Genomic DNA, 18,422 nt, shown 5'->3' on the forward strand with positions numbered 1-18,422 from the left:
GACGATCCGATACTGTAGCTGTTCCGGCTACAGTTAGATTTCACGCTCGCCGTGTTGCGCAATGGTTACCGATGGAATAAATGCCCCACCGAATTCTGTAACATGGTGTGCCCCAGGCCCTCTCCGGCCGAATGACGCGGGCTGCGCCGCGCAGGCCGCGAACCGGAGAGGCGCCGGGTGTGCTCGATCAGTCGGTGTAGGCATCCAGCGGCGGACAAGCGCAGACCAGATTGCGGTCGCCGTAGGCGCCGTCGATGCGGCGCACCGAGGGCCAGATCTTGGCACGGGCCGCACCCAGACCCTGTGGGTAGACCGCGGTTTCGCGGCTGTAGGGGTGGGTCCATTCGCCGACCAGGCAGGCGGCGGTGTGCGGGGCGCCGCGCAGCGGGCTGTCCGCGACAGGCCAGACGCCCGCGGCTACCTGATCGATCTCGCCCTTGATGGCGATCATCGCATCGATGAAGGCGTCCAACTCCTCGAGGTTCTCACTCTCGGTGGGCTCGACCATCAGCGTGCCCGCGACCGGGAAACTCATCGTGGGCGCGTGGAATCCGAAGTCCGCCAACCGCTTCGCCACATCGTCGACGGTGACGCCGGTACGCTTGGTGATCTCGCGCAGGTCGAGGATGCATTCGTGGGCGACCACGCCGTCCGAACCGGTGTACAGCACCGGGAAGTGCGAATCGAGCCGCCGCGCAAGGTAATTCGCCGACGCGATGGCGGTCAGGGTGGCACGGCGCAGACCGTCCGCACCCATCATCCGGACGTAGGCCCAGGTGATCGGCAGAATCGAGGCCGAACCGTACCGGGCCGCGGACACCGCGTGCGAACCCGTCTCCAGCGGATCACCGGGCAGATACTTCGCCAGATGTTCGCGCACCGCGACCGGGCCGACGCCCGGACCGCCGCCGCCGTGCGGAATGCAGAAGGTCTTGTGCAGATTCAGATGTGAGACGTCACCGCCGAATCGGCCCGGACGGGCAAGTCCGACAAGGGCATTCAGATTCGCCCCGTCCACGTAGACCTGACCGCCCGCATCGTGCACCAGGGCGCACAGCTGCGCGACCTCGTGCTCGTACACACCGTGCGTGGACGGATAGGTGATCATGATGCAGGCCAGCCGATCGGCGTGATCGGCGATCTTGGCACGCAGGTCGTCCAGGTCGACATCGCCGTTCTCGCGGCACTTCACGACCTCCACGCGCAGCCCGGCCATCGCCGCCGACGCGGCGTTGGTGCCGTGCGCACTGGAGGGAATGAGGCAGGTGTCACGCCGGGCGTCACCACGATCGAGGTGGTAGCGCCGGATCGCCAGCAGCCCGGCGTATTCGCCCTGACTTCCCGCATTGGGCTGCAGGCTGACGCGGTCGTATCCGGTGATGGCCGCGAGCCAGCTCTCCAGATCCTCGATCACCCGCAGGATGCCGGGCACGTCCTGAACCGGGGCGTACGGGTGCAGACGGGAGAAACCGGGCCAGGTGATCGGCTCCATCTCCGCGGCCGCGTTGAGCTTCATGGTGCACGATCCGAGCGGAATCATGCTGCGGTCCAACGCGATATCCTTGTCCGAGAGCTGCCGCAGATAGCGCAGCATCGCGGTCTCGGTGTGGTACCGGGTGAAGGCCGGATGCGTCAGATACTCCGACCGGCGGTCCTCGATGCCGGGCACCGGCGCGCGATCCGAATCCGCTGTCGCACCGAAGGATTCGAGCACGATACCGATATGTTCGGCGGTGGTCGCCTCATCGCACGCCACCGAGACATGGTCCGCGTCGACCAGGTGCAGATTCACTCCGCGGCCCTGTGCCTTGCCGACCACGGCCTCCGCGCCGCCGGGCACCCGCACCAGCACGGTGTCGAAGAACCGTTCGTGCACAACGGCTTCCCCGAGTCCGGCGGCCAGATCCGCGGCGTGCCGATGCACCTGACGCGCGATGGCCCGCAACCCGTCCGCGCCGTGATAGGAGGCGTACATGGCGGCCACGATCGCCAGCAGCACCTGGGCGGTACAGATGTTCGAGGTGGCCTTCTCCCGGCGAATGTGCTGCTCACGGGTCTGCAGCGCAAGCCGGTAGGCGGTGCTGCCGTCGGCGTCGACGGACACTCCGACCAGGCGGCCGGGCAGCTGGCGCGCGTGGGCGGTACGCACCGCGAGATATCCGGCGTGCGGCCCGCCGAATCCCAGCGGCACCCCGAAACGCTGTGTGGTGCCGAAACATACGTCCGCGCCCTGCTCCCCCGGCGGCGTGATCAGCGTCAGCGCGAGCAGGTCCGCACCGGCCGCCACCAGCGCGCCACGCTCGTGCGCGGCCTCGATCAGCGCGGTCCAGTCCACGATGCGGCCGGACGCGCCGGGCGTCTGCACCAGCACACCGAAGAATTCACCCTCCGGCAACCGGGGCGGGCTTGTGGGCATGTCACTGCTCAGATCCGCCTCGACGATCTCGATGCCCAGCGGTTCGGCGCGGGTGTACAGCACGGTGCGCGTCTGCGGGAACAGGTCGGCATCGATCAGTAGCCGCGCGGACTTGCTCGCCCGATTCGCCCTGCGCAGCAACGTCATCGCCTCGGCCGCGGCGGTCGCCTCGTCCAGCATGGACGCGTTCGCCACCTCCATGCCGGTCAGGTCCGAGACCATGGTCTGGAAGTTCAGCAGCGCTTCGAGCCGCCCCTGGCTGATCTCCGGCTGATACGGCGTGTAGGCGGTGTACCAGGCCGGATTCTCGATCAGATTGCGCACCAGCACCGGCGGGGTCAACGTGTCGTAGTACCCCAGCCCGATCATCGAGGTCGCGACGGTGTTGGCATGGGCCAGTTCGGCCAGTTCGGCGAGCACCTCGTGTTCGGAGGCGGCCGGGGGCAGTACGCCCAGGCCGGTGTCGGCGGCCGGGTCGAGGATGGCGGCGGGGACCGCGCGCCCGGCCAGATCGTCGAGCGAACGCACGCCCACGACGTCGAGGATCTCGGCGAGGTCGGCGGAGTCGGGACCGATATGACGGTCGGCGAAGGGACGGGTCACGGCAACTCCCAGGGGTCGGGCGGCGTCGACGGGCGGGTCGACAACGTCGGGCCCTCCCCCTCTGTCGTGGCGCCTGAGAGATTCGGGGCACGCGCGCGGCGGACCTTTTCCCCATGGGCGGCTGGTCCGCATTGTGTGCGGCCAGCTCTTTCCAGAGGCGCCCACTGCCCGCACGGTCCCTTGTGCCTGAGAGATTGACGGGGAGGTGCTGCTCCTTCGGCGCCCGGGACGAAACCCGGAACTCTCCCGCACGGCATTGGCGCACTGCCAGTCTAGTGGCCCCTGTGTATCGTCTGTGTTTCCGGCCGACCAGCTGCGACACAGGACACAATGACCGCCGCGTCGATCTGAAAGCCCCGGAGACACGAACGAGCCTCGCGACCGTGGTCACGGGGCTCGCCGAACTCTCGGATGATCTCTACCCGGTCTTGCGGTTCTCGCGCACCTTCCGGCGGAACGCCAATTCGTCCTCGGGACGCTCGGAGGCGGTGTGGCTCTCGGCCCGCTCGGCCGGGAAGGCCGCGATCGCGCCGGTCAGCTCTCGCATCGCACCGCTGACCGCGATGCCGAACACGCCCTGCCCGCCCTGCAGTAAATCGACTACCTCCTCGGGCGAGGCGCATTCGTAGACCGTCGCGCCGTCGGAGAACAGGGTGATACCCGCGAGATCCTCGACTCCGCGACTGCGCAGGTGGTCGACCGCGATACGAATGTTCTGCAGCGAGATGCCCGCGTCGAGCAGTCGCTTGACGATCTTCAGAACCAGGATGTCCTTGAACGAGTACAGCCGCTGGCTACCCGAACCGGTGGCGCTGCGAATGGACGGGACGACCAGGCCGGTACGGGCCCAGTAGTCCAGCTGCCGATAGGTGATACCGGCCACCTGGCAGGCACTCGGCACCCGATAACCCACTAGGTCGTCGGGCACCGTGTCGTCGGGGAACAGTCCTGGCTGCACCACTGTGGCGGGCCGCGCCTGTGATGTCTGCTGCGGTTGGTCTCCCACTGACTACTCCCTCACTGCATCGCCGAAGAGAACAACGGCCTAACTGTCGAGGCTACTCCCTCGATTGTCTCGGCAGCACAGGCATGGAACCAAACTCCGCGCACCGCGTGTTTCTCGACCTCTACTAGAGGTCGAGAGCACATTCCGGCTTCAGCTGTCGGTCGCCTTGAAGTCGTCCGGGGAGACCGATTCGAGGAACTCCTTGAACTTCTCGACCTCGTCCTCACGCTCATCCGGCATCACCAACCCCGCTTCCTCGAGCACCGGCTCCTCGGCATAGATCGGGCAACCCACCCGCAGTGCGATGGCAACCGAATCCGAGGGCCGCGCCGAGATCCGCAGATCGTTCTCGAACACCAGGTCCGCGTAGAAGGTGCCCTCCTGCAGATCGACGATCCGGACTTCCTTGAGGGTATGGCCCAGATCGTGGATCAGGATCTTGATCAGGTCGTGGGTCAGCGGGCGAATGGGCGTGACGCCCTCCTGCTCGAGGACGATCGCCGTGGCCTCGGCCTGGCCGATCCAGATGGGTAGGTACCGGTCACCGGCCACCTCACGGAGCAACAGCACGGGCTGATTCTGAGGTTGCTCGACGCGGATGCCGATCACACGCATTTCAGTCATGACTCGCCACTGCCTCCCATACTCGCGGCCGTCCAGCGTGCCACTACGAAACCGGCCGTATCACCGAGTCTAGGCGAAGATTTCAGCCGCCGAGGGCAGCGCGCACCGACGTCTTCACCAGGCTCGTATGCAACGTGAGTGAGAGCGCCGCAAGTTCGCGCACCGTCTCCTCCGCGCGGGCGCGGGCGTCGGCGTCCCGGCTCTTGGCGATGGGGGCCGCGATCTGAGCGATCATCGCGGCCTCGCGATCGGCGGCCAGTTTGAAGGCCCGCAGATGCCGAGCCTCCAAACCGAATTCGCTCATCGCCTTGGCCGCACGCGCCAGCGTCACGGCCTCGGCGTCGAAGTATCCGGCCGCGCCCGGGGTGATCAGATTCGCGCGGATCAGCTCGGTGAGAAATTTCTCATCGATACCGGCCTGCTCGATCAGATCCGCACGGGCGATACGGATTTCGCTGTCGAACCGGAGCTCGTCCGGTGTCACCTCACCGGGCACGACGCCCAGGCGCCGGGGCGGGGACAGGGCGCTGCCGGGGCGCACGGGCTCGGGCGCACTCCCCGGTCCGTCGGCCCCGTCCGCTCGGGCGCGGGCCTCGCGCACCCCGAGCGTCGCGGCACCGCTGTCGATCGCCTCGAGCTGCTCCTTGATCACCTTCAACGGCAGATACTGATCGCGCTGTGCGGTCAGGACGAACTTCAGCCGCTCGACATCCGCGACCGAGAACCTGCGATAACCCGAAGGAGTGCGCTCCGGGCTGATCAGCCCCTCGGATTCGAGGAAGCGAATCTTGGAGATGGTGATGTCCGGGAAATCCGGACGCAGCAGATCCAGCACGGAGCCGATCGACATCCCTCCGCGGGTCCACTGCGCAGCGCCTGTCATCTCGTACCGGCTCCTACAGTGCGCCTGCCGCATCGCTCGCGGCTGGCCGCGGACCGGTCAGGAACACCAACCGGAACTTGCCGATCTGCACCTCGTCACCGTTCTGCAGCTCGGAGGAGTCCACCGGTTCGCGATTGACGTAGGTGCCGTTCAGGCTGCCCACATCCACTACCTGGAAGGTGTCGTCGTCCTGACGGAACTCCGCGTGCCGCCGGCTGACGGTGACATCGTCGAGAAAGATGTCGCTGTCGGGATGACGCCCCGCCGACGTGGTCGGCTGATCCAGCAGGAATCGCGAACCCGCGTTCGGGCCGCGCTTGACCACCAGGAGGGCAGCACCCGCGGGCAGACCCTCGACACCCTGCACCGGCTGTTCGCCGGTCTGCTCACCGGAGCGCGACGCGTCGACCTCGTTGAGGAAGTCAGCGCGGAATACCGACGTCGTCTCGGCCGCGCTCTCCCCGTAACCCGGGTCTTTGTTCTCGCTCACCCTTGCTCTCCTCCTCGAACCGATTATCCGTACAAGCATCCGATTCCGGCATTGCCATCACCCAGCGCGACCGGCTGTCGCGCCCTTGGACATTGCGGCACCGGTCGCCCGCACATCTGTTGGCTTTGACCGTACCCTGCCAGGGCGATCCCGTGCAGGTAGAACTGTGAAGGCCGCTTCAGCCCCCGATAACTCCTTGGTAACCTGCGGCATCGAGCAGTTCACCGAGCGTTGCATCCAGTGCCGCGGCGTCGGGAACCTCGAGCTCGAACATCCAGCCCTCGCCATACGGATCGCTGTTGAGGGTCTCCGGCGTGGAATCCAGAACCTCGTTCACCGCAACGACTTTCGCGCTCAGCGGGGAGTAGATGTCCGAGACGCTCTTGGTGGATTCCACCTCCGCGATGCTGTCACCGGCCGGGGCATCGCTGTCCAGCGCAGGCAACTGTACGAACACGATGTCGCCGAGTTGCTGCTGGGCGTAGTCGGTGATGCCGACCAGCACCCGGGTCGGGCCCGTGCGCCGGACCCACTCGTGCTCCTCGGTGTAGCGCAGATCCTCGGGAAGGGCGGTCAATGCTCATGTCCTTTCACGGGGCGTCCTTTCACGGGCGTGGCGATCACTCTAATCGTTGGGGAGAATCACGCGGAGTGGCCGGTATCGTCCGGGCAACCGCGAGGGCCTTGCCGAGATAGAGCAGTCCCGTCCAGATATAGACCGCCGTACCCCAGATCAGAAATGCCCAGCCGAACGCACGGCCGAAACCTGCCAGCGGCCAGTGCATCCGGCCCGCCAGCAACCACGGCAGCGCCGACATCAACGCGAACGTCGCGGCCTTGCCGAGATAGATCACCTCGGGCGGATCCAGGCGCCTGCGGCGGTAGATCGGCAGGACCGCGGCCAGGATCAGATCGCGCCCGATCAGCACCACCACGAACGGCCACGGCAGGATCCCGCGCACCATCAGTCCGAGCACCGTGGCCACCAGGTAGAGCCGATCCACGAACGGGTCCAGCAGTGCGCCCAGCCGTGAGTACTGATCCAGCAACCGAGCGAGTTTGCCGTCCAGATAGTCGGTGACGGCACTGGCGATGAGCAACGCGAACGCCCACCCGTCCGCTTTCACGACCAGCAGCAGCCACAGCAGGACCGGAACCCCGATCAGCCGCAGCGCGCTGAGCGCGTTGGGCAGGGTGAGGATGCGGTCCTCGCGCCGCGGGGCCGGTGGGGCGCCACCGGATTGGCTCGTCACAGCCTGTTGCTTACCCGAATCGGCCCGGCGTCGCCATTCGGGCACGCCGGAGGGGGTACCGGAGATGTTGCGGGCCGAGTTCCGGGCCGTCGGGCGGGGTGAGGAGAATGATCGGCGAAAGCGTTTCATGCGATGTGCTCGTTCGAGAGGAAGACCATGCCCGACTTCGATTACGACGTCGTAGTGATCGGCTCCGGGTTCGGCGGGAGCGTGAGTGCGCTGCGGCTGACCGAGAAGGGGTACCGGGTGGCCGTCCTCGAGTCCGGTCGCCGCTGGCCCGCCGAGGCCATTCCGAACACGAATTGGAATGTGCGCAAGTCGCTCTGGGCCCCGCGACTGGGTCTGACCGGGCCGCAGCGGATCAGCGTGCTGGGCAAGTGCGCGGTGTTCTCCGCGGCCGGGGTGGGCGGTGGTTCGCTGATCTACGGCAACACCCTGTACGAGCCGCTGCCGAACTTCTACGAGGACCGGCAGTGGGCGCACATCACCGATTGGCGCAGTGAGCTCGCGCCCTATTACGACCAGGCCAAGCGCATGCTCGGCGTGGCGCCGAATCCGCGCACGACCCCCGCCGACGAGGTCATCCGCGCGATCGCCGACGATCTGGGCGTCTCGGACACCTTCCATCCGACCAACGTCGGGGTCTTCTTCAACGAGGACGATCCCGGCGCCGAGGTCGACGATCCGTACTTCGGCGGGGCCGGACCGCGCCGCAACGGCTGTGTGCACTGCGCGCGCTGCTTCACCGGCTGCCCGCACAACGCCAAGAACACCACCCCGACCAACTACCTGTACCTGGCCGAGGAGGCCGGGGCGCACATCTTCGAACTGACCACCGTGAGCAAGGTCCGGCCGATGATCGGCGGCGGCTACGCCATCGAGACCGGCCGCTCGGATCGCTGGATTCGCAAGCAGCGCAAGACCTTCACCGCCGAGCAGGTGGTCTTCGCCGCGGCCGCGCTGGGCACGCAGAAGCTGCTGCACAAGATGCGCGACGAGAAGGTACTGCCGAAGCTGTCCCCGCGGCTGGGCGAGCTCACTCGCAGCAACTCCGAGGCGATTCTGAACGTGGTCAGCCGCGACCGGCGTGATTTCGCCGAGGGCATCGCGATCACCTCCTCGATCCATCCCGAGCCGGACACCCACATCGAGGTCTGCCACTACGGCAAGGGGCAGAACGCGCTGTTCCCGATGTCGGTGCCGATCGTGGACGGCGGCGCGTTCCGGTTCCTGCGCTTCCTGCTGGCCATGTTCACCCAGCCGATGGTGTTCCTGCGCAGCCTCAATGCCCGGCACGCCTCGGAGAAGTCGGTGATCCTGCTGGTCATGCAGTCACTGGACAACTCGCTCACCTCGTTCCGGCGCTGGGGCAGGCTCAAGACCAAACAGGGCACCGGCGCACCCAACCCGACCTGGATCCCGATGGCGCACGAGGTCGGCCGCCGCTTCGGCGAGAAGGTCGACGGCGATGTGCACGGCCTGGTGATGGATGTGTTCAACATCCCGGCGACCGCGCACTACATCGGCGGCTGCGTCATCGGCGAAACCCCCGACGACGGCGTGGTCGACCCGTACCAGCGCGTCTTCGGACATCCGGGCCTGCACATCGCCGACGGCTCGGCGGTGACCGCGAATCTGGGCGTGAACCCGTCGCTGACCATCACCGCACAGGCCGAACGCGCGATGGCGTTCTGGCCCAACAAGGGCGCCCCCGATCCGCGCCCGCCCCTGGGCCGCGCGTACCGGCGCATCGAACCGGTCGCCCCGATCCAGCCGTCCGTCCCGGTCTGGGCTCCCGGCGCACTGCGACTGCCGATCACTCCGGCCGACCCGACCGTCCCCATCGCCTGAGCGACACACTCCCGTGCGAGTAAGTTCGACCATGATCCGGCGGGTCCGACTATCCTGTTGACGGTGAGATGCGTGCTCTCCCAACCACAGCGAACGCGCCCAGCGGCGAAGCATCTCCGTGCGCCGGAACAGTCGGGCCGAATACGCCAACCCGAAGTTTTTCGGCGCGGCTCGTCGTTCAGTCCTCGAAGCGCATGGCCGAAGGCCGAGTCTCGAGGGCTGCACGACGAGCCATTCGGGCGCCGAAATACCCGCCGGAGCGAAGCAGAGGCCAAAATTACAGAAGGGCGGGTCGCCAATGCTCGTGCGCGTGCAGAACTCCGCGGGGACGCTCGCCGAGCGGGTGCTGATCGATTGGTTGCGCACCTGGAAGGGGCCGAGCGATCCGCACGGCGTCGCCATGGTGAACTGCAGTCTGTTCCACGACAAGCAGCTGCATCAGTTCGACGCGATCGTGTGGACCCCGACCAGCTGCGTGGTCATCGAGGCCGAGGCGCTGGTGGAACAGGTGTCCGGGGAACTCGAGGTGCCGCTGGACGGTCCCTGGCGGGTCGGCAGCCAGGTCGTCTCCCTGGAGGGTGGCCGGCGCAACCCGATCGACTCCTCGCGTAGGCACACCTATGCGCTACAGGCGTTCCTGGCCGAACGCGGCCTCGGCCAGCGCGTGGTGCAGGGCCTCGTGCTGGTGGTGCCGCCGCAGGGTTCGAATGTGCGGTTGCGGCAACTCTGGGACGATCCCGGACTGCAGGTGGTGATCGGCGACCACCAGCGGCATCTGGCCGACTATCTCGACACCATGGCTTCCATGGGACGCGCGCAGTGGACGACCAACGAGGTGGCGCTGGGCTTCCGCGCCCTGAATCTGCTCCCCTATCTGCCCTCGCCGCAGGATCTGGTCGCCGAGGGTTTCGGCGGTCCGGTGGACACCACCCTGTGGCGCGGCGGGCCGCAGCAGGCGCAGGCCGAGGCGTTCCGCGAGGAGATGACTCAGACCGACGAGTTCGCGGCCGGACCGACCACGATGGCCATGCCCTGGTACAGCCCGTGGAAGCTGTACCCCAACGAGCCCGGCGAAATGGATCTGCGCCAAGGGGGCATGCGGGTGCTGCTCACGCTGGGCATGCTCGTCGCGGTGGCCTGGCTGCTGTGGTTCGTGATCACGGCCGTCGTTCAGTTCGCCCCGGGCTGAACGGGATTCGCACCGCGGCGCAGCGTGCCCGGGAGCGCCGCGTACATCGCGGTCACCAGGGCGATGGCGGTGGCGGTGCCGCCGAGCACGTCGGTCGGATAGTGGTAGCCGAAGCCGACCATGCCGATCGCGATCGCCACCAGTAGCACCACCGCCAGGCCCGTCGTGCCGATCCGGAGCCGTGGCGTCGGCACGATCAGCACGAAAGCCGTTGCGATGGCGATGAATTGCACCGTGTGGCCGCTCGGGTAGGCGAGATAGTGGTGAAGCTGCCTGTGCCACACATATTTCAGCGCGTAGGTGTTGATCGCGACGACGAGTTCCGGTGCCACCAACAGGAATCCGGCTCGCCACCAGTCCCGTCGCCACGCGTACCACAGCACCCCGAGCAGCAGGACGGCCAGCACGACGGGCGCGTCGCTGGGCGTCACCAGTATCCCGTAGACGGTGTGCTGCGTGTCCAGGGTGGCGTGGATCCGGTCGTCCACGACTCGATCGAATCCGGTCGGCCCGCCACCGGCCGGAAAGGCCAGTGGCAGCAGGACGGTGACGAGGACGCCGAGGATCACCACCGTCGCGAGCGGAACGATCCGATAGGACGGCAGAGCGGACGCGCTTTTCACGGCACCGACCTTATCCGCGCCGGTCCGCTCCGCCGTGTGCCGCCGCCGAGGCCCGGTTATCGCCCCTGATGCACGCTCGCATCGTCCAGCATGGCGGCGCGCAGCGTGCTCTCGGGCACGCCCAGCGCCTCGACCAGGGTCAGCGCGTGCGGGCGCAGGCGGTCGACCAGTTCGTTCACTCCGCGACGCACCTGTTTCGCCCGATCCACCGACATGAACCGGTGCATGATGTACCAGGCCTGGTTCTGTTCCAGCGAGGAGTAGACGTACAGGTCGCACACCGAATCGGCCAGCGCGCGAGCCTGCTCGTCCTCGATGTCGGCGATGCCCTCGATGAACGCCTCGAGTACGAGCCGCTCGATATGCGCCTCACCGGCCAGCAGGATGTGGTCCTGGGCGTTGTCGAACGCCTCGAACGGTCCGGTCTCCTCGGCGCGGGCCTGCAACCGGTGCGCGGCCGTGCGCACCAGATAGTCCTCACGGTCGGCGAACAGTTGCAGTTGCACCGCGCGACGGGACAGGTCCCCGTCGTCGACCGAATCGCCGCCGCGGTCCCGCAGTCGCTGAATCAGTTGGCGCACACCGGAACCCTCCCGAGCGACGTCCCGCGCCATGGTCGCGGCGAAACGCACCCAGCCCAGCGCGTCCAGATCACGCACCTCGTCGGCGTAGGCGGTGAGCAGTTCCTTGGCGACCAACTGGGTGAGCACCACGTTGTCGCCCTCGAAGGTGGTGAACACATCGGTGTCGGCCTTCAGCGTCACCAGCCGGTTCTCGGTGAGATAGCCTGCGCCGCCGCATGCTTCGCGGCATTCCTGGATGGCCCGGGTGGCGTGCCGGGTCTGCGCGACCTTGAATCCGGCCGCGCGCTTCTCCAGGGCGCGCTGTGCGCCGGGATCCAGATCCTGCCCGGTCTGCACCAGATGCATCCGGCGGACCAGGTCGTTCTGCGCGAAGGACAGCGCGAACGCCCGCGCGACATGCGGCAGCAACCGGCGCTGATGGCTGCGGTAGTCCAGCAGCACGACCTCCTCACCGGTATCCGGATCGTCGAACTGACGTCGCTGCTCGGCGTACCGGACCGCGATGCTCAGCGCGACGCGCGCGGCCGCCGCGGCAGCGCCGCCGACGCTGATCCGCCCGCGCACCAGCGTGCCGAGCGTGGTGAAGAATCGGCGGCTCGGATTCTCGATATCGGAGCTGTACGCGCCGTCCGGGGCGACGTCGGCGTACCGGTTGAGCAGGTTCTCGCGCGGAATGCGGACGTGGTCGAACCGGATGCGGCCGTTGTCGACGCCGGGCAGGCCGCCCTTGAGCCCGCAGTCCGAGGTGGTCACGCCCGGCAGATCGTTACCTTCGGCGTCGCGCAGCGGCACCAGGAAGCAGTGCACGCCCCTGCCCTCGCCGTCGGTGATCAGCTGGGCGAACACCGCCGCCATCCGCGCGTGTTCGGCCGCGCCACCGATGTAGTCCTTGCGGGAGGATTCGGTCGGGCTGTGCACGACGAATTCCTCGGTCGCCGGATCGTAGGTGGCGGTGGTCTCGAGCTGGGCCACATCGCTGCCGTGCCCGGACTCGGTCATGGCGAAGCAGCCCAGCAGGTCCAGCGACATCAGCCGGGTGACGACGTCGCGATGCCGTTCGGTGCCCAGATTCTCCACCGCGCCGCCGAACAGACCCCACTGCACGCCGCTCTTCACCCACAGCGACAGATCGGTGTAGGCGAGCATCTCCAGCCCGGTCACCGCGCCGCCGGGATCGGCGGTGCCGCCGTGCTCGCGCCGGAATCCACGTTCGGCCAGACCGAATTTCGAGACCAGCCGCATCTGTTCGAGCACCCGGTCCCGCGCCGCGTGATAGTCCAGGTAGGGATCCCCGAACAGCCGCTCGTCGTCCAGTCGCGGCCGGGCCTGCTCACGCACATCGCGCCAGGGGCCGTCGAGCGCCGCACGAAGGATGTCCGCTGTCTGATTCCCGGGAGATGCCATGCCCCGACCCTAACGACCCGTTCACGGCACCGCCCCGTGACCACGCTCACCGCTTCGCTGCCAGAGCTGACACGAGGGGCCCGGACCCTCTACCTTGCACTGTGTGAGCGAGACCCTGCGGTGTGAAAACGAGTACGAGAGGCAACCATCGACCACGAACATCGGCGAGGTGACGCCGTGAGCGAGGAGATCGAGGCGCAGGCCGCCGAGGAACCGGATCAGCCGAAGGCGCATCCGCGCTGGCGGCGCGCCCTGGACTGGGTGACGGACCGGATCGTCGCCGAGCGCAAGGCCACGGTGGATGCCGTGGTCACCGCGCCCGCACCGCTGCGGCCGATCGACCTGTCCGACGACGCCACCGTGACACAGGTGATGGAGCTGGCCGAACGGGTCGGCGAGGTCGTGCTGGCCTCGGGCACCGCCGTCACCGACACCACCACGCAGATCGAATTCATCGCCGCCACTTACGGTTTGGCGAATTGCGATATCGACGTCACCTACAACTCGATCCGTATCTCGGCCGACCGCGGCCCGACCATGCCGCCCGCGACCACCATGCGGGTGGTCAACTACCGCACGCTCGATTTCACCCGCCTGGCCGCGGTCGACCGGCTCACCCGCCGCATCCGCCGCGAGGTGGTGCCGCCGGAGGACGCGCACGCCGCACTCGACGAACTCACCTCGGCACCGCACCCCTACAACCGCTGGGTCGCGACCGGCGGCTGGGCTCTGCTGGCGGCCTCGATCGGCCTGCTGCTGGGCGGCGGCGCGATCACGGCCGCGGCCAGTTTCGTGGCGACCGGCGTGATCGACCGCACCAACCGCGCACTGAACTATCGCGGGCTGCCCTCGTTCTTCCAGGCGATCGTCGGCGGTGCGATCGCGACCCTGCCCGCGATCGCCCTGGCCGCCTACGGCACGGAGAAGTACCAGTCGCTAGTCGTCGCGGCCGGAATCACCGTGATGCTGAGTGGATTACAGCTCGTCGGTTCCGTCGAGGACGCGATCACCGGCGCACCCATCACCGCGGCGGCACGCATGCTGGATCTGCTGATGATGACCGGCGGAATCATCGCCGGGGTCGCCCTGGCACTGCGGGGCGCCGATGCGCTGCACGTGAAGATGGCCCCGATCGATATGAATTCCTCCTCCCCCATCTCCGCTCTGCCGTTGCAGGTCCTCGCCGGGGCCGTGGCCTCGCTGGCCTTCGCGCTGGCGTGCTATGCCGAACGTCGCGCGCTGGCCGCCGCGGCGGCCAGTGGCGCGGTGGCGACACTGTGTTATCAGCTGATGCACGGGCACCATTTCGGGCCGGTGATGTCATCGGGTGTTGCGGCTTGCGTGGTGGGTCTGGCCGGTGGTCTGATGGCCCGTCGTGCGCTGACGCCGCCGCTGGTCGTCGCGGTCGCCGGGATCACTCCGCTGCTGCCGGGTCTGAGTATCTACCGGGGTCTTTCGGCGTTGCTCAACGGCCAGCAGGCCACGGGCCTGAATCAACTACTCGCCGCGTTGGGCGTCGGCTGTGCGCTGGCGGCCGGGGTCACGCTCGGTGAGTGGGGTGCGCGATTCCTGCGTCGGCCGCGAATTCTGCTGCGCTTCCGCGGGATTCATCCGCCGACGTTCGCCACCGGCGAGATGCCGATCGTGCCGCCGAAGTGAGCAGGTCGCGTATCCGGTTGCCGCGGAGCGCGACTCACGCCCCGATGCTGCGGGCCAGATCCTCGAGCGTCGCGTCGAACAGAATGTCCGGATCACTCACGGCCATCGGATAATTGCCGAAGACCTCCAGGGTGACGTGCCCGTAGATGCGCGCCCAGAAGGTGGTCATCAGGTAGGTGACGCCCAGATCCAGCTTCTCGGCCGGGAACTCCTGACCCGATTCGGCCAGTACCTCGAGCAGATCGGCCTGGAATCGCTTCAGATCCGCGCACAACGCCTCCGGGATCACCTCGGGCGACGGGGTCACGATGTCGTAGGTGGTCAGCAGCAGACCGGCCGCCTGCAGGAAGATTCGGCCGAAGGGTTCGTCGAATTGCCGCATGGCACTGGCGTTCTCCCCGGCGGGCGAGGCGAACACCAGCGTGAATTCCGGTGCGTGATCCAGCGCCCAGCGCCGGAAGCCCCGGCAGACCGCCAGGAGCTGTACGACGCCGTCGTCGGGCAGTTCGGCGACCTGCTGGGCGAGTTCCTCGGCCAGATCGGCGCAGATGTCGCGGCGCAGGGCCGCGACCAGATCCTCGCGCGAGGCGTAGTAGCGGTACAGTGCCGGGGCGGTGATACCCAGGGCGCGCGCGATCGCGCGTAGGGTCACCGCCTCCGGGCCCTGTTCCGCGAGAAGGGATCTGGCCACCCGGCGGATGTCGGTGTCACTCACCGCGGGCGCGCGGCCCCGGCGTGCGGGGACACGGGTGACCTGCCCACTGATCGACCGGGGCCCGTTGTGGTTGGGCACGTTACCTCCTCCGGGCCCGACCGCTCATTCGTAAGCAACCTGCCAGCTCTTGATTCCGTTCAGCCACCCTGAGCGTAGCCGCACCGGCTCGGAGATTTGCCGCAGGTTCGGCATCGCGTCGGCGATGGCGTTGAAAATCAGGTCCAGTTGCAGGCGCGCCAGGTTCGCTCCGACGCAGTAGTGGGTGCCGGTGCCACCGAACCCGACGTGCGGATTCTCCTCGCGCAGAATATCGAATTCGAAGGGCTTCTCGAACCGTTCCTCGTCGAAGTTGGCCGAGGCGTAGAACAACCCGACGCGCTGTCCCTTGGTGATCTGCTGCCCGCCGATCTCGGTGTCCGACAGGGCGGTTCGCTGGAACGCGATGACCGGCGTGGCCCAGCGGACGATCTCGTCCGGCGCGGTGCGCGGCCGCTGCTCCTTGTACAGCTCCCACTGCTCGGGGAAGTCGACGAACGCCTTCATCCCGTGCGTGGTGGCATTGCGGGTGGTCTCGTTGCCCGCGACCGCCAGCAGGATGACGAACCAGGCGAATTCGTCCGAGCCGAGGGATTCACCGTCCATATCGGCGGTGACCAGCTGGCTGACGATGTCGTCGGCCGGACAGCCGCGCCGCTCCTCGGCCAGATTCCAGGAGTAGCCCATCACCTCGGCGGTGGCCATCTTGTGGTCGCCGCCGAACTCCGGGTCGTCGTAGCCCATCATGGTGTTGGACCACTCGAACAGCTTGCCGCGGTCGGACTGCGGGACGCCGAGCAGTTCGGCGATCGCCTGCAGCGGCAGTTCGGAGGCGATCTCGGTGACGAAGTCGCCGCCGCCGTTGCGCTTGGCCTCGTGCACGATGCGCTCGGCGCGCTCGCGCAGGGCGTTGCGCAGGCTCTCCACCGCACGCGGGGTGAATCCGCGGGAGATGATCCGGCGCAGTTTGTCGTGCGAGGGCGGATCCTGGTTGACCAGCATGCCGCGCTGGATGTCGATCTCCTCGCGGGCGATGTCCTCGTAGAAGCGGATCACGGCGGTGTTCTCGAAGTTGGAGAACACCTCGGGCTTCTTGGAGATCTCCTTGATGTGGTCGAGCTTGCTGACCACCCAGTAGCCATCGTCGCCGAAGCCGGCGATGTTGTGGGGCTGCTCGACCCACCAGACCGGAGCGGTGCGCCGCAACTCCGCCCACTCAGCGACGGGCAAACGGCTGGCGAGCAGGTCCGGATCGGTGAAGTCGAAGCTGTGTGACAGGGACGGAGCGGACACGGGTACCTCCTTTGGAACACGTTCCGGATGAGTGAACCACACCACACCGATTTTGTGAACACCTATTATTAAACTCCGTAAACCTTTCGTTCGGAAGGGTACGGCAAGCGGTGGGTCAGCACGCGCCAGACGGCAGCGGACAACCTGGCCACCGCGTCACCGCCGTCTTCGTCCGCGCGCCAGGCGATCACATGATCCGGTCGCACCAACAGTGCGCCGCGATCGCCGATGCCGAGCGAATCCTCCTGGCCCGCCGTGAATTCGGCGGGCGCGGTGACCGCATCCAGGAATGCGCCGTACCGGTCGAGTGCGCGTGCTGCGCGCAGCCACGGGCGGCCGTTCGCTCCGACGAGCAGCAGGTAGCGGCCCTCGCGCACCAGGTCCAGCGTCGAACTGCCGGGGTCGTCGGGCAGTGGCCGGTGCACCAGCCGGGTGCCGAGCTCGCCGCGCCAACGCTGTGGTTCATCGGCCGAGGGCAGGGCCGGGTCCACGCCGGACATCGGGTAGCGATAGCCGATCGCCACCGCGGCCTCACTGAGCGTTTCGGTCCCGGAGCCGTGTCCGGCGCGTGCCATCGCCTGCGCGACCGTCGACTCCCCCACCGCGCGCCGCTCGGGCTCGTAGTCCTCCAGCAGAGCCGGATCGGCGTCGCCGCGCAGGACCGAGACCAGCTTCGCGCTGAGATTACAGGCGTCCTGAATACCGACGTTCGCGCCGAAGCCCCCGGCCGGCGGGGTCACGTGCGCCGCGTCACCGAGCAGGAACACCCGGCCCGCACGGTATCTCTCGGCCACCCAGCCACCCATCTGCCACGACCGCGCGCCGGTGATCGACAGCTGCGCGGCGGGGATCCCGAGCGCGCGGGAGACCAGCGCGGCGTTGCGCGGACCGTCGAACGATGCCGGGCCGGTGCGGCCCGGGTCGTAGTTCACCGAGACCACGCCTCGGTCGTATCCCGTACTCCAGGTCAGGTACGCCCGTTCGGGCAGTTCCGTCCACGCCATCGCCAGCCGACGTCCCGCCAGCACCGCACGCAGATCCGCGGTGTACCCGATCTCCATGACGTGCGCGATCGTCGGCTCGCCGATTCGCCCGATACCCAGCCGCTCGCGCACCTCGCTCGCCTGCCCGTCCGCTGCCAGCAGATATTCGGCGGCGAGCCGATACTCCCGGCCGTCCGGATCGGCGATCCGCGCGCACACCTGCTCGCCGCGGTCCTCGAATCCGATCAGGCGGTGTCCCCACCGCAGGTCGGCGCCCGCGGCGCGGGCGTGCACGCGCACGACCTCCTCGACCTCGGACTGCGCGAGAAGCGCACTCGGACAAGGCGATACCGCGGTCATATCCGCCGCGGCGGGCAGCTGCCAGCGACGCAGTTCGGGCCCGGCGAGGGAGGTGACCTGCGCGGCGTGATCGGCCGGCGGCAGGGCTGCCTGGCGCGCGTAGATGTCCTTGTCCGCACCGACGGAGCGGTACGCCTCCATCGTGCGCGGGTAGAAAACCTTGGCACGCAGTCTTTTCGAGATGCCCACGTGTTTCTCGACCAGGACGGGCACGATGCCGCGTGCGGCCAGAAACAGGGCGGCCGATGCCCCGACGATGCTCCCGCCGACGATCAGGACGGGGGTTCGTGGCATATCGGCCCGCTGTTCGATGGTCATGTGACCATGGTGTTGGCGGGCGGAGAATGACTCCAGCCGGACGCGATGTGCCGTTCGAAACCGTCATCGATGGCTGATTGTTCGGCGGAATCCACCCGCACAGGTGAGTTTGCAGCGGAAGTCCGCTACGAG

Annotated in this window: 15 protein-coding genes and 1 riboswitch; of the genes, 3 read left to right on the forward strand and 12 right to left on the reverse strand. The window is 67.7% G+C overall.

Features of this window, described 5'->3' with window-relative positions:
- Positions 1-187: 187 nt before the first annotated feature.
- The 7 genes from gcvP to ON40_RS16255 all read right to left on the reverse strand — a co-directional run bounded on the left by gcvP (position 188) and on the right by ON40_RS16255 (position 7,275).
- Positions 188-3,019, reverse strand: a complete 2,832-nt coding sequence (gene gcvP / locus ON40_RS16225) for an aminomethyl-transferring glycine dehydrogenase (protein ID WP_373281914.1) — start codon at positions 3,017-3,019, stop codon at positions 188-190.
- Positions 3,020-3,182: 163 nt separating this feature from the next.
- A riboswitch (glycine riboswitch) is annotated at positions 3,183-3,278 on the reverse strand.
- Positions 3,279-3,437: 159 nt separating this feature from the next.
- The gene (locus ON40_RS16230; RefSeq protein ID WP_040823296.1) at positions 3,438-4,025 is read right to left on the reverse strand and encodes a MerR family transcriptional regulator; all 588 of its coding nucleotides are present in this window, start codon (positions 4,023-4,025) and stop codon (positions 3,438-3,440) included.
- Between the two features lie 150 nt (positions 4,026-4,175).
- The gene (locus ON40_RS16235) at positions 4,176-4,649 is read right to left on the reverse strand and encodes a bifunctional nuclease family protein (RefSeq protein WP_040823298.1); all 474 of its coding nucleotides are present in this window, start codon (positions 4,647-4,649) and stop codon (positions 4,176-4,178) included.
- Between the two features lie 82 nt (positions 4,650-4,731).
- Positions 4,732-5,532 carry a transcriptional regulator FtsR gene (gene ftsR, locus ON40_RS16240; protein ID WP_040823300.1) on the reverse strand — a complete coding sequence of 267 codons (801 nt, stop codon included), beginning with the start codon at positions 5,530-5,532 and terminating at the stop codon, positions 4,732-4,734.
- 13 nt (positions 5,533-5,545) lie between these two features.
- Positions 5,546-6,022 carry an oxoglutarate dehydrogenase inhibitor Odhl gene (gene odhI / locus ON40_RS16245; RefSeq protein WP_040823302.1) on the reverse strand — a complete coding sequence of 159 codons (477 nt, stop codon included), beginning with the start codon at positions 6,020-6,022 and terminating at the stop codon, positions 5,546-5,548.
- 178 nt (positions 6,023-6,200) lie between these two features.
- The gene (gene gcvH, locus ON40_RS16250) at positions 6,201-6,599 is read right to left on the reverse strand and encodes a glycine cleavage system protein GcvH (RefSeq protein ID WP_040823304.1); all 399 of its coding nucleotides are present in this window, start codon (positions 6,597-6,599) and stop codon (positions 6,201-6,203) included.
- A 43-nt stretch (positions 6,600-6,642) separates the two neighbouring features.
- Positions 6,643-7,275, reverse strand: a complete 633-nt coding sequence (locus tag ON40_RS16255) for a CDP-alcohol phosphatidyltransferase family protein (RefSeq protein ID WP_051193164.1) — start codon at positions 7,273-7,275, stop codon at positions 6,643-6,645.
- A gap of 156 nt (positions 7,276-7,431) precedes the next feature.
- Between ON40_RS16255 and ON40_RS16260 the strand changes: the two genes are divergently transcribed.
- Positions 7,432-9,126 carry a GMC oxidoreductase gene (locus ON40_RS16260; RefSeq protein ID WP_040824298.1) on the forward strand — a complete coding sequence of 565 codons (1,695 nt, stop codon included), beginning with the start codon at positions 7,432-7,434 and terminating at the stop codon, positions 9,124-9,126.
- Positions 9,127-9,436: 310 nt separating this feature from the next.
- Positions 9,437-10,315, forward strand: a complete 879-nt coding sequence (locus tag ON40_RS16265) for a nuclease-related domain-containing protein (RefSeq protein ID WP_245567825.1) — start codon at positions 9,437-9,439, stop codon at positions 10,313-10,315.
- Here the strand turns inward: ON40_RS16265 and ON40_RS16270 are convergent.
- Positions 10,297-10,938: a phosphatase PAP2 family protein gene (locus ON40_RS16270; RefSeq protein WP_051193165.1), complete on the reverse strand. Its 642-nt coding sequence runs from the start codon at positions 10,936-10,938 to the stop codon at positions 10,297-10,299. The two genes, ON40_RS16265 and ON40_RS16270, sit on opposite strands and share 19 nt — an antisense overlap.
- Before the next feature lie 56 nt (positions 10,939-10,994).
- Complete coding sequence (locus ON40_RS16275) at positions 10,995-12,926, reverse strand: acyl-CoA dehydrogenase family protein (protein ID WP_040823307.1); 1,932 nt, start codon at positions 12,924-12,926, stop codon at positions 10,995-10,997.
- Positions 12,927-13,187: 261 nt separating this feature from the next.
- Between ON40_RS16275 and ON40_RS16280 the strand changes: the two genes are divergently transcribed.
- Positions 13,188-14,585, forward strand: a complete 1,398-nt coding sequence (locus ON40_RS16280; protein WP_245567860.1) for a threonine/serine exporter family protein — start codon at positions 13,188-13,190, stop codon at positions 14,583-14,585.
- A 34-nt stretch (positions 14,586-14,619) separates the two neighbouring features.
- Here the strand turns inward: ON40_RS16280 and ON40_RS16285 are convergent, their stop codons facing one another.
- The 3 genes from ON40_RS16285 to ON40_RS16295 form a co-directional block, all read right to left on the reverse strand.
- The gene (locus ON40_RS16285) at positions 14,620-15,378 is read right to left on the reverse strand and encodes a TetR/AcrR family transcriptional regulator (protein WP_245567826.1); all 759 of its coding nucleotides are present in this window, start codon (positions 15,376-15,378) and stop codon (positions 14,620-14,622) included.
- Between the two features lie 24 nt (positions 15,379-15,402).
- A complete protein-coding gene (locus ON40_RS16290) occupies positions 15,403-16,629 on the reverse strand; it encodes a cytochrome P450 (RefSeq protein ID WP_040824306.1) in 1,227 nt (408 codons plus the stop codon).
- A gap of 68 nt (positions 16,630-16,697) precedes the next feature.
- On the reverse strand, positions 16,698-18,290 hold the full coding sequence (locus ON40_RS16295) for an FAD-dependent monooxygenase (protein ID WP_051193167.1): 1,593 nt from the start codon (positions 18,288-18,290) through the stop codon (positions 16,698-16,700).
- Positions 18,291-18,422 lie beyond the last annotated feature (132 nt).

The organism is Nocardia jiangxiensis NBRC 101359 (assembly GCF_000308615.1).
Classification (GTDB): domain Bacteria; phylum Actinomycetota; class Actinomycetes; order Mycobacteriales; family Mycobacteriaceae; genus Nocardia; species Nocardia jiangxiensis.